Source organism: Legionella rowbothamii (assembly GCF_900639985.1).
In the GTDB taxonomy this organism is placed as follows: Bacteria; Pseudomonadota; Gammaproteobacteria; order Legionellales; family Legionellaceae; genus Legionella; species Legionella rowbothamii.
Window position 1 is genome coordinate 830856 of the sequence record NZ_CAAAIM010000001.1, and the last position, 13064, is coordinate 843919.

The window sequence follows — 13064 nt, forward strand, 5'->3', positions numbered from 1 at the left end:
CTAGCCTATAACCTTACTTATACCGCGACCCATATTAGGGCTACGCTAATACGGGCTACGTGCGGAATAATGTTTTTGCTTAATAGGAAAGACAGTAATACTCTTCTTCGTCCTCTGGATACTCATAATCATCAGTATACCCTGTAGTAAAATGAGCACCAGTAGCTGCAGAGCGAGTAATCACCGATGCAACGCTATGAGGAAAACTAAGAGCACCTAAAGTAGCGGCAACAATTGCCATCACTAATGTATTCCCAATAAATTGCAAAGTATCACTTACCAAATCAAATGCTTCGTTAGCAAGAGTCGGATCATCAAAGAGTGACGCGCCAACTGCAACTAATAGACAACCAATACCAAACGTTGCGGCAAGAGCTGCAGAAAATACGGAAAACACAGCAAGAGTTCCGCCAGCGAGAGGATAAACAACTGGTGCTATGAACTCGCCAACTGCATGAGCCACATTTTTATAGGGTGTAAAAAAACCAGGACGCGAGCTGTAGGTTTCAAGAGCTCTGCTCGCAATCTCTTCCATGTCCTTTGCATCATTTGAAAATATATAATTTACTTCACGTTCGCCATATAGCCCAAGCATACCGTTCCCCAGCATAGTGACCAAAAAATAATCATTATACGTTTTTGAAAAATATTGTGTCAAATAGAAAAATATTGCCTCATCAACCTTTAGCTTAACATTGGATGGACCTCCTGAACACTGTCTGCATTCGGCTTGCTTTCAGCTTGGGAGTTACAAGTCATTAGCATTGAAAGAAAAGTGCTGCCTGAGCGAGTAAGAAAAGAAAGCGGAGCATGAAATAAGCTAAAGGCAAGTAAAAGACTGCTAATGGCAAATGCAGTCAATCCTAAGCCTGCGATGTGGAACGCGGTTGCTGCATTATCAATCGACTCATCACAAAATTCATAACAACCAAATAGAGCAGCTCCTGTTGCCGCAAGCGAGGCACCTACCCCTAGAACGGCACCAAAAATAATACAAGCCACTGAAAATCCAGAAAAAGCACTCAATGCTACAGGGTAAAAAATATTGGCTAGCAAACCACCAGAAAACTCATAGCTATTTTTATACGCTGTGAAAAAACCAGGTCGCGCCTTATACGTTTCAATAAATCTTCGGGCAGGACCTTGTAAAAACCAATCCTCATTTTTATCTTTGGCAAAATTAATTACATTCCAAACGTCTTCCCATGCAACCATCCCAAGCATAAAAACACCCTCCCTGAGTAGTATTTATACATCATAATAATGTGGGAAATAATTAGCTGTCAAATCCGATAAGATCATAATAATTTTGCAACTAACCTTACGAATTTATGAATTATTTCTCACATTAAAGATATAGCATATTTTGAGACTGGGAACCGGTGCTAACTTAATAGTATCAACTGAGGTCCTCCTGAATGTGGTTCTGTGCCATCTCAAGAGATTCAATTTCACATACGCTCTGCATAGAGTTTGCCTTTTTTACCTGTTAGGCTTATAGTTCCCCAGTTTTTTAACAACCTCACATGACAAGGAATCCTACATATGAGTAATCAACAAGTCCAAGAGCAATTAAATCGTTATCTTTCTTATTTAGACCAAGATAAAAATAACCTTGCCCTATTAGTAAAAATCAGTGATCTTTACATAGAACTCAATGATTTAGATGCAGCTCAAAACTATCTTAATCAAGCCAATGACATCGACCGAATTGCTTGCCTTGGTCATCAAGGATTACTCCATTTAAACCGAGGTCAACTCTCCCAAGCTCAAGAAAATTTTATTGAAGCTTTAACATACGAAGATACACCGGCTCTTCGTTATAACCTGGGATTTATCCATTTTATTAATTCCGATTTAGAAAGTGCAGCTAAGGTTTTATCACCAGTTATTGAAGGGGAACATCATCCAGAAACAAAACGATTAATGGCGCGAATACACCATGCACAAGGTGAATTAGATCAAGCCTTAGACTTAGCAAAGGACGTATTAATTCATGATGCTGGTGATGCAGACGCTTTAGGTCTTCTTGCACTACTACACTTTGACCGCGATGAAAATGAGCAAGCTATTCAAGCAGCGAACCAAACTCTTGAACGCGACCCAGATAATTATGATGCAAAACTAGTTCATTCCATGTTAGGCCTTACTACCCAAGAAACTACAGTAGAAGATATTGAAAAACTGTTACAAATAAACCCTGGTGATTGCCGCCTCTGGTTTGCCTTAGGTAGTGCTCATATGAATCAAGGTGATTTTGAGCGTGCCGATTATAGTTTGCAAAAAGCTCTAGAAATTTATCCTGAATTTTATGATTGCCGTATTGCTTTAGGTTGGTGTGCACTGTTACAAGATGAATTAAATGATGCATTCAATACCTATCAAATCGCGGCACATCAGGTTGCTGAATTAGCCGATGGTTGGGGTGGGTTGGCATTGATTGCTGCGTTGAAAGAAGACATTCAGCAGGCAGAGGAATTAATTCAAAAAGCAAAAACATTAAGCTCTGATTGTTTCCTTGCTGAAATTGCTGAGGTTATTTGCTTTAATTTGACTGATCCGCTGAAAGCTAAAGGGCACTTGGTTGAAACCCTGAAAAAAACTGGGGTCCCAGTGAGTGAGAAGTTGGCTGCAGTAATTGAGGAATTGCAGGAGCCAGTTCAGTTGCATTAAGGGTTGTCGGTTGGGTCATAGGCCCAACCAACACTATATTTTATTTCAAACATTCCCTCGCCCACAATTCTTCGTCTCAACGCAAATACCCTGCACTTTTATTTTAACCGGCTTCACCACCCAGCCTCCGCCTAACGATTTGATCAAACCTACGGCCGCACTCATCTGCAAACCATCTACATTATTAGCTGATTGTTCGGCAGAAAAAGCCGTAATTTGTGCAGTCAATACGTTAGAATAAGGCACGGTCCCTGCCTTATACTGATTCACCACTAATTTAAGTGCCAAACGAGCATGAGCTGCGGCCTTATCTTGGAACACAGTTTGCTCCCGTAAAATACGCAAGGCAATAAGATTGTCTTCTACTTCTTGGAATGCAGTTAGTACCACTTGCCGGTAGGACGCTACCTGAGCGAGATATGCCTGTTTCGCAGCACGTACGGTAGCTGAACGTAAACCCCCATCAAAAATGGTTTCTGCTACTTGTAATCCCAATGACCAACCAAGATTAGGCTTGTGAATTAATCGGTGAAAACTGTTTGCTGAAGCACTTCCCGTACCAGTTAAGGTCAATGTCGGGAAATAAGCTGCCACAGCAACTCCAATTTGTGCACTTGCTTGCTGAATTAAGCGTTCTGCTTGCGCAATATCTGGTCGGCGTTCCAGCCATACAGAGGGGACTGTTAAAGGAATTGTTGGTGCTTTGGCTGCTAAAGGCATATGTTTTAAGGATAAAAATGCAGGGGGACGGCCAATTAATACGGCAATAGCATGTTCATACTGGCCACGTAAAATACCATTATTCAATGCAGCAGCCTGTGCGGATTCCAATTGGCTTTCTGCTTGAACCACATCTGCCTGCGAAACCACCCCCGAGCGGTATTGATTCTTAGTAAATCGTAAAATTCCTTTATAAGATTTAACTGTATCCTCTAAGAAACTTTGGTTCTTATCTAAGGTACGCAATTCGAAATAATATTGCGCTAAAGAACCTTGTGCTGACAGTCGTGTTACGCCAATTAATGCGGCGTTAGACTCTGCCAAAGAACGGTCTGCTTCTATAGTCCGGCGGACTAACCCCCAAATATCAGGTTCCCAGCTTGCATTAAGAATTCCGGTGTAGTTTGTTATGGTACTGGCACCATTTCCACTTCCCGTTGCTGCAGTACCTACCGAAGTTGTGCCCCCAGATGAGCTGATAAATGCAGTGGATCCCCCACCCTGGCGTTGTCTAAAAATATTAAATGCACCCGTTAGTGTTGGAAAAAGACTGGCGCGCGCTTCGTTCACAATTTCTAATGATTGGCGGTAATTCGCCTCAGCGTTCACAATATTCTGATTATAGTGATTAAGCTGATCTTCCAAATCATTAAGTACCGGATCGTTAAAAAGTTTCCACCACTCGCCGCGATCCATCTCATCCTGAGGCTCTATGGGCTTCCAGTTTTTACGCACGGGTCCTGCAACCATTTTGCCCTTAGCCTCTTTAAACTCAGAAGGACCAACAACTTTTGGGCGCACATAATTAGGTCCCACCATACAGGATGTGAGCAGAGTTACAATTAGAGCCACTGCCGACCCTTTGACTAATCGATTAGGCTGATTGACCATAAGCACCTCGAGTAGATTTAAATTGCGCAATCCAGCGGCGTAGGCGGATGCTTGCAGTATCCAATGCTAAATAAATCACTGGTGTTGTATAAAGGGTCAATAACTGACTCAAGATTAAACCACCAACAATCGCAATACCTAATGGACGTCGTAATTCAGAGCCGACGCCAAAACCGACGACTAGAGGCAAAGCACCAAGTAGTGCAGCCATAGTTGTCATCATAATTGGACGAAAGCGTAATAAGGCTGCCTCATAAATAGCCTCGCGTGGAGTTTTATTTTCGTTTCGTTCTGCCTCCAAAGCAAAATCAATCATCATAATGGCATTTTTCTTTACAATACCAATCAAAAGAATGATGCCGATCAAAGCAATAATACTGAGATCGGTACTACACAGCATCAGAGCAAGCAAAGCCCCAACCCCTGCTGAAGGTAAAGTAGACAAAATGGTAATAGGATGAATTAAACTCTCATAGAGCATGCCTAAGACAATATATACTGCTAATAAAGCCGCTAAAATTAAATACTTTTCATTTGCAAAAGATTGTTGAAATGCCTGTGCTGTTCCTTGGAAAGAACCGGTCATGGTGGGAGGTAACTCCATCTCGTTGATCATTGTAGTTATCGTGTTAACAGCTTCTCCAAGTGAGGTGCCCGAAGCTAAATTAAAGGAAAAGGTAGCTGCTGGCGTCTGGCTTTGGTGATTCACTGACAACAAGGTTGAACCCGATTTAAAACTAGCAAAGGCCGATAAGGGAACTTCGTTTCCGGCTGGAGACTTAACATAGAGCTGATCTAATATTGCCGGAGATTGCCAATATTTTTGCGCCACATTCATCACCACAAAATATTGATTCATTGGCATATACATCACCGAAATTTGGCTTTGTCCAAAGGCATTATAAAGTTCCTGATCAATGATTTCCGGAGTGATGCCAAAGCGTGATGCCGTATCATGCTCTACCTTAACAAAACTTTGTAAACCATGATTCAACTGATCATTATTTAAGTCTGAAATGCCAGGAATTTTAGACAATTGTTCCATAATGCGCGGTGTCCAAACAGCAAGATCAGCCAAACTATCTGAGGACACTGTATATTGAAATTGAGCAGCACTCGCACGACCGCCAATGGTTAAATCCTGAGTGGATTGCATGTATAATCTTGCCCCGGTAATCACCGCTAATTTTTTCCGTAAGCGAGCCAATACTTCTTCTGTTGGAATATTTTGATGCTTGGGAACTTTTAACAAAATAAATACGGTACCCGTGTTGCCTGTATTATTACCTGGGCCCGTACCAATAAATGCAGCAACATTGGCCACAGCAGGATCTTCTTTAATGATGGAAACGCATTGAATCATTTTTTTCTTCATTGCTTGAAAGGAAATATTTTGATCCGCCTGCAATGAGCCAGCTATTCGATCCGTTGTTTGTTGAGGAAAGAAGCCCTTCGGCACAATAATATATAAATAGATAGTTAATAAAATAGCTGCAAAAGTTAAGACCAACATCATAGTAGGATGAATGAGTGCCCAACGCAAACCACGGCCGTAACGGAATTTTACCGCTTCAATAAAACGCATGAAGCGATTCGGTTGCTCCTCCTCTCCAGAATGTAATAAACGTGAACACATCATTGGGGTGAGAGTAAGTGATACCACTAAGGAAATAAGAATTGCAACAGATAGGGTGACCACAAATTCTCTAAAGAGACGCCCCACAATTCCAGTCATAAATAAGATGGGAATAAACACAGCGATAAGCGAAATACTCATGGAGATTACGGTGAAACCAATTTCCTTAGAGCCATCGAATGCAGCCTGCATTGGCTTTTTGCCCATTGCAATATGACGGGTAATATTCTCTAAAACAACAACTGCGTCATCAACCACAAAGCCTGTTGAAATGGTTAGTGCCATGAGTGATAAATTATCCAAACTGTAATGGCATAACTTCATGACCGCAAAAGTTCCCAGTAGAGATAAGGGCACAGCGACCCCGGGAATTAGCATGGCGCGAAAAGTACCCAAGAATAAATAGGTCACAAAAATAACCAATAACATGGCGATAAATAAGGTTAATTCAACATCATGTAAGGAGGTACGGATGGTTGTCGTTCTATCCATCAGAATATTTAAATCAATATCCTGAGGTATAGAAGCTTTCAGTTGAGGCAATATTTTTTTTACATAATCTACGGTTTTAATTACATTGGCCCCGGGTTGTTTAAATAAAACCAAAAGCACCGCAGGTTTACCATTCGCTATTCCGGCATTATGCACATCAGCCACAGAATCAGTCACATGAGCCACATCAGAAAGACGTATGGGATTGTTATTTTGATAGGAGATAATTAACGGCGCATACTCAGCCGCTTTAAACATTTGATCATTACTTTTAATGGTGGACACTGTCCCATCATCATTAACAACACTACCTCTTGCCTGACTTACATTTGCCTGCGCGATGGTAGTGGCCAATTGACTAAAGCCAATTCCATATTTATTCAGGCTCAAAGGGTCAACCTCTACACGCACCGCCGGCAAGGATCCTCCCCCGACGTTAACTTGACCGACCCCTTCTATACGTAGAATTCGCTGCTGCAAAATAGTCGAAGCCATATCATATAGTTGCCCAGTTCGATACTTATCCGAAGTTAAGGCAAGAATCATGATCGGCGCATCCGCTGGATTAACTTTGCGGTAGGTGGGGTTATTCGTTAGATTAGTAGGTAATTGACTTAAAGAGGCATTAATGGCTGCTTGCACATCACGTGCTGCACCATCAATATCACGTGATAAATCAAATTGGACGATAATACTCGATAGTCCGAGAGTACTTGTGGAGGTAAGCTGAGTAATACCTGCAATACGTCCAATCTGTCGTTCCAAGGGGGATGCTACGGAAGTAGCCATTACTTCTGGACTACCTCCAGGTAGTGACGCCTGAACACTGATGGTGGGAAAATCAATTTGTGGCAAAGGAGCTACAGGCAATAAATTAAACGCCAGAATACCGGCAAAACTTAAGCCTAATGCTAATAAAATCGTTGCTATTGGCTTACTAATAAATAAGGAAGATATATTCATATTATCTCCTTAGCTTTTAACGTCATCCTGAGGAGTAGACAACTAAGGACCTTCCGCAGGAAGCACTTTACCAATCTATAGCATCGACGTCTCATTCAGAAGATCCTTCACTGTGTTTAGAATGACCCAATAAATGTATAGTATTTGTCCGATACCCCATCACTCTCCGGGAAATACGGTCAAAAGTAAGGTAAATCACGGGAGTGGTATACAAAGTCACCAGCTGGCTGACAATCAAGCCACCAATGATAGCAATACCCAAAGGACGTCGTAACTCCCCCCCAATACCATGGCTAAAGGCCAAGGGAATTGCTCCTAGCATAGAGGCCATGGTCGTCATCAGAATGGGGCGAAAACGTAATAAAGCCGCTTCATAGATTGCATCAAGCGGCGTCTTTTTATAAAGACGTTCTTGTTCTAAAGCAAAATCGATCATCATGATGGCGTTTTTCAGTACAATACCAATCAGCAAAATAATCGCAATCAAGGCAATAATACTTAATTCATTATCCGTTAAATAAAGCGCTAATAAAGCTCCCATCGATGCTGAAGGCAAGGTAGATAAAATAGTTAATGGATGAATGTAACTTTCATAAAGTACGCCCAGAATAATGTAAACCACGATAATAGCCGCAACAACCAACCATCCCTCATTAGCTAAAGAGTTTTGGAAGCTTTTGGCTGTACCTTGGAATCCCACATCGACATTTAAAGGAACATTAAGCTTTTCTTGCATGTCAGTAACCGCACGTACAGCATCACCCAAAGAAGCGCGTTCTGCGAGATTAAATGATAAGGTTGCTGAGGGAAATTGATCTTTGTGCGCAATAACCAAAGGACCTAAAGTTTGTGAGATACTGGCAATCGCTTTTAATGGAACAGAGCCACTAGTTGTCGTAATTGTTTTCTCCCCAAGACCAATAGGATTACTTACGGTGATGGCATTCCCGGTGGTAATTGCTGTTGATCCTGCTGTCGTAGCCGCTCCTCCTGTAGCTGAAGCCTTACTTACGGATGAATTAATATAGATGTTTTCAAACGCAACAGCGGCCTTGCGTAAGAAAGGTAAGACTTCCAAAATAACCCGGTACTGATTACGCTGCGTAAACATAATTGATATTTGCCGCTGCCCAAAGGAATCATACAAGGTGTTATCGATCATTTGCATGGTAATCCCTAATCGGGATGCTGTATCACGGTCTATGTTGATGGAAGTAACTAATCCCTTATTTTGCTGATCGCTATTTACATCCTTTAAAATGTGAAGTTCTCGCATTTTATTTTCGAGTATTTTTGCCCATTTCACCACCTCCGCGCTATCCGGTGAACTCACACTATATTGAAACTGAGTTCGGCTCGTAAGCGTATCAATCGTTAAATCCTGTACTGGTTGCATGTACAGGGTAGCACCTGTCACATTGTGTATTTTATTTTGTAAACGCTTAATCACCTCATTAACACTAGGTCGTTCGTTTAAAGGTTTTAAATTAATAAGAATTCGTCCACTATTTAATGTCACATTGGTGCCATCAATGCCAATAAACGAGGTGAGACTTGCAACCGCGGGATCATTAAGAACTACATTTGCCAAAGCCTGCTGTCGCTCAGCCATGGCGGGAAAAGAAATTGAATCAGCAGCCACGGAAATCCCTTGAATAATACCGGTATCTTGAATCGGGAAAAAACCTTTAGGAATCACATACAATAAAAGGGCAGTAATAATTACGGTGGTAAAAAAAATTAATAAAACAAATGGTTGTGAGGAAAGAACCCAGTTCAGAGAACGTTTATAAACATCAATCAAGCGATTTAACTGCCGCTCTAAATACAACTCAAATGGCTTTACTTCCGATTCACTTTGAGCTTTTAATATACGCGAACAAAGCATCGGCGTTAGTGTTAAAGAAACAAAGGCTGAAATGGCAATGGTTATCGTTAAGGTTAAAGCAAATTCACGAAATAAACGCCCTACGACATCGCCCATAAATAATAGGGGAATTAATACTGCCATTAAGGAGATCGATAAAGAAACAATGGTAAAACCTATTTGTGCCGCTCCTTTATGGGATGCTTCAACCGGGTTTTCTCCCAACTCAATGTAACGCATGATGTTTTCAATCATTACAATAGCATCATCAACAACAAAACCTGCGGCAATTGTAAGCCCCATCAAGGTTAGGTTATTTAGACTAAATCCAAGCAAATACATCAAGCCCAAAGTACCAACTAACGCTAAAGGAACCGAGATACTGGGAATAATCGTAGCGGGCAATTTACGCAAGAATAGAAAAATCACCATGACCACCAAGGCCACAGATAGCAATAACTCTAGTTGCACGTTTTCTACCGAGGCACGAATACTTAAAGTACGATCTGTAATAATTTCTACATTAATTGCTGCAGGAATAGCAGCCTTCATTTGCACTAATAAATTTTTAACCCGCTCAGCAACTTCAATAACGTTAGCTCCTGGCTGTCGTTGAATATTAAGGATGATCGCAGGCTCTTTATCGACCCAAGCTGCCTGCATATTATTTTCTGCGCCATCAATAATATTAGCGACGTCAGATAAACGCACCGGGGCTTGATTTTGGTAAGAAAGAATTAATGGCTTATAAACGGCCGCAGATAAAAGCTGATCATTGGAGTTAATCGTATAGGCCAAACGTGGCCCATCAAAATTTCCTTTGGCTGCATTAACGTTGGAGGCGGTAACTAGGGTACGTACATCTTCCATAGTCAACCCATAAGCGGATAAGGCATTAGGATTGGCCTGGATACGAACTGCAGGACGATTTCCGCCCCCAATACTTACTAACCCGACTCCAGATAACTGGGACATTTTCGGCACTAACCGGGTTTCAGCATAATCTTCCACCTGCGTTAGCGGCAGGGTTTTTGAGGTAAGAGCCAATGTAATAATAGGAGTATCAGCCGGATTAACTTTACTATAGACAGGGGGATTAGGTAAGTCTTTGGGTAAGTAGCTGCTGGCGGCGTTAATGGACTGCTGTACTTCTTGTTCGGCAACATCCAATCCGATATCTAGATTGAATTGTAAGGTAATAATCGATGAACCCGTAGAACTGTTTGATGTCATTTGGTCCAAACCTGGCATTTGCCCGAATTGACGCTCAAGTGGAGCCGTCACCGTGGAGCTCATAACATCAGGACTGGCACCTGGATAAAAAGTTGAAACCTGGATTGTTGGATAATCTACTTCCGGTAGTGCAGAAACAGGTAGTAATTGATAGGCAAGGACCCCACTTAAGAAAATCGCAAACATCAATAACGAGGTAGCAATTGCTCTTGCTATAAATGGGCCAGAAATACTCATAAGACCCTATGTGGTTTAGGTTTTTTAGATGGATAATGTTCCTGTACGATGATTTTGGAACCATTCATTAACTTATCAGCTCCTTCGATAACTACATGCTGGCCCGGAACTAAACCATGAGAAATTACAGTATCATCGCCACTAACAGGGCCCATCACCACTGGAGTTGTAGTGACGGTGTGATTTGCATTCACTAAATAAACAAAATCTTCAGTGGTGGTATGTTGTATGGCCGAGGTAGGAACCAGAGTTGCCTTAGTTAAGGTATTTACTAATATTTGTACATTTACAAATTGATTGGGGAATAACTTACTTTCCTTATTATCAAATATGGCCCTTAGTTTGACCGTTCCAGTAGCTGGATCAATTTGGTTATTCAGGGCGATTAATTTTCCAGTTGCCAATAACTGATTCTGTTGACGATTGTATGCTTTCACTTCAAGACTCTTGCCTTTAAATGCCTGGGGCGCTACTTGCGGCACAAAATCTTCAGCAATTGGGAAAATAACCGTCACGGGATCATGGGTGGTAATAACGACAATGCCGCTCGTAGTTGAGGTTTGCACAAAATTACCTGGATCAATAAGCCGTAGGCCTACTCGTCCATCGATTGGTGAGGTGATGTTGCAATAAATCAGATTGATCTTGGTGCTTTGAATTAAGCCTAAATCTGTTTCAACATTACCTTCATACTGCTTTACCAAAGCTTGTTGGGTTGCTAAAGTTTGTTGCGAAATAGAGTCTTCTTTCCACAAAGTTTGATATCGCTTCAGATCGATACGCGCATTTTCTAATAAAGCCGTATCTCGTTTTAAATCACCTTGATATTGAGTTAACAATGCTTCATAAGGGCGTTGATCAATTTGCGCAATTAACTGTCCTTTTTTAACCAAATCCCCTTCTTTAAATAAAACCTTCATCAAAAGGCCATTAATTTGTGATTGAACAGTAACCGTGTAAACTGGGGTTACCGTACCTAAGGCAGAAATATAAATTGGGACATCCCGAGTTGTTGCCACCCCAGAAACAATCGGGATCGGCTTGACCGGATTAACATGCTGCCTATTAGCGACAAAATACCATAACAGAACAATCATCAACACAAGGGCTAGGATCAGCAAGCCTAATGAGCTTTCAGAGGGGAAATGTTTCTTCCAACTAGGGGGAATCACCCGTTTTTTCTTACTTTTTTCAGGTGACTTAACTCCTTGCATGAGTACGACGGTCCTTCGTTAAATTAATGCTAACCCATCATAACGTGCAATTCGACCCCTCGTAAAGAGAATTTGTCCTAAAAAACAGCCACTTCCGGCCTAATTTTTTGCCACTGCACTAATGGAGAGCACTCAGGTTTGATCATTTTATCTGCTGGGAGATAAAATGTTTGTTCTAGCAAATGTTGCCCACTTAATGCCGCATGCGAGACATGGTCAGTGAAGACAATCCAAGTGCTTTGCGCAGGAAAATCAACCCGTGTTTTATTCACTTGTGATTGATACGCATCATCAAGCTTCATCGTATCATGTAAATGCAACATGTAATGATCATAGGCAGAACGTAATGTTTTTGTTGTTTTCGTCCATTTCAGCACATGCGCTTTGAACTTGCTGTAGGTGGCGATCTGCGGGGCAAAACGTGCGAGAACTTGAGGAAATGGCTCACCAAGATTCCACACACGTGGCTCATTATTAGGGTTTACATTACAAAATACGCGTAAAATTCGTAATCCATGCACAGGACTAGCTGAAAATGAATCCACATGTAGGCGGGTGTCGTCTTTACGTTTTGAACTAGCACGCCCATTAATTTGAGCGGGTCTAAAACTGGTGCGCCCCCAGCGTAGATGAGGAATGTATGAGGGTAAGGCGGCTTGGATTAATTGATAGGAAAAATCGGCATATCCTTGCATCATGTCCGCAAGTTGTTCATCAAGACCATTTATGTCCTTTTTGTAAGCATTTAAACTTTTTTTCTGGGAGTCGTAGCTGATATTTTTTCGAGTGCCATCGAGTATGCTTTCTGACATAAGATTTGGATGAATGTTAGAAAAGACATGTTTGGGGAAAAATAATACCTTTCCGTCTTCTAACTGCTCAACACTTTCTTGTTGATTGATTTGTTCTATATCTTGTGTCAGTAAATAAGAATTCATTTTTTCGATGACCTCTGATTGTATGATTAGATGTAGATTGGGACCAGGGGCCCAGCCTACAGATCATTCCGGGGACCAATCTCCCAATGACCTACATTTTTGCGGAATTGTGCACTGATTACTTTTTTTCTGCTAGTTTTTTCTGATAAAAATACGCTAATGAAAGAATAAGTCTAAAAATTTACATCCATATCGCATAT

The 13064-nt window shown here is 41.4% G+C and carries 8 protein-coding genes; 1 reads left to right on the forward strand and 7 read right to left on the reverse strand.

Going from position 1 to position 13064, the window contains the following annotated elements; all coding sequences use genetic code 11:
* Nucleotides 1-79: 79 nt before the first annotated feature.
* Nucleotides 80-595 carry a hypothetical protein gene (locus E1P08_RS03465; RefSeq protein WP_133135605.1) on the reverse strand — a complete coding sequence of 172 codons (516 nt, stop codon included), beginning with the start codon at nt 593-595 and terminating at the stop codon, nt 80-82.
* Nucleotides 596-684: 89 nt separating this feature from the next.
* Nucleotides 685-1224: a hypothetical protein gene (locus E1P08_RS03470; protein ID WP_133135606.1), complete on the reverse strand. Its 540-nt coding sequence runs from the start codon at nt 1222-1224 to the stop codon at nt 685-687.
* A 321-nt stretch (nt 1225-1545) separates the two neighbouring features.
* Here E1P08_RS03470 and E1P08_RS03475 point away from each other — a divergent pair, with 321 nt between their 5' ends.
* Complete coding sequence (locus tag E1P08_RS03475) at nt 1546-2673, forward strand: tetratricopeptide repeat protein (protein ID WP_133135607.1); 1128 nt, start codon at nt 1546-1548, stop codon at nt 2671-2673.
* Between the two features lie 45 nt (nt 2674-2718).
* Here the strand turns inward: E1P08_RS03475 and E1P08_RS03480 are convergent, their stop codons facing one another.
* From E1P08_RS03480 to kdoO, 5 genes are all read right to left on the reverse strand, one after another.
* Nucleotides 2719-4284, reverse strand: coding sequence for an efflux transporter outer membrane subunit (locus tag E1P08_RS03480; RefSeq protein ID WP_133135608.1), 1566 nt, complete (start codon nt 4282-4284; stop codon nt 2719-2721).
* Complete coding sequence (locus tag E1P08_RS03485; protein WP_133135609.1) at nt 4268-7375, reverse strand: efflux RND transporter permease subunit; 3108 nt, start codon at nt 7373-7375, stop codon at nt 4268-4270. Before E1P08_RS03485 ends, E1P08_RS03480 begins: the two co-directional genes overlap by 17 nt.
* A gap of 91 nt (nt 7376-7466) precedes the next feature.
* Nucleotides 7467-10712 carry an efflux RND transporter permease subunit gene (locus tag E1P08_RS03490; protein ID WP_133135610.1) on the reverse strand — a complete coding sequence of 1082 codons (3246 nt, stop codon included), beginning with the start codon at nt 10710-10712 and terminating at the stop codon, nt 7467-7469.
* Complete coding sequence (locus E1P08_RS03495; protein WP_133135611.1) at nt 10709-11926, reverse strand: efflux RND transporter periplasmic adaptor subunit; 1218 nt, start codon at nt 11924-11926, stop codon at nt 10709-10711. The genes E1P08_RS03490 and E1P08_RS03495 overlap by 4 nt, the downstream gene beginning before the upstream one ends.
* A 77-nt stretch (nt 11927-12003) precedes the next feature.
* Nucleotides 12004-12864 (reverse strand): Kdo hydroxylase KdoO, encoded by an 861-nt coding sequence (gene kdoO / locus E1P08_RS03500; protein ID WP_133135612.1) that lies wholly within the window; start codon nt 12862-12864, stop codon nt 12004-12006.
* Between the last annotated feature and the right edge of the window lie 200 nt (nt 12865-13064).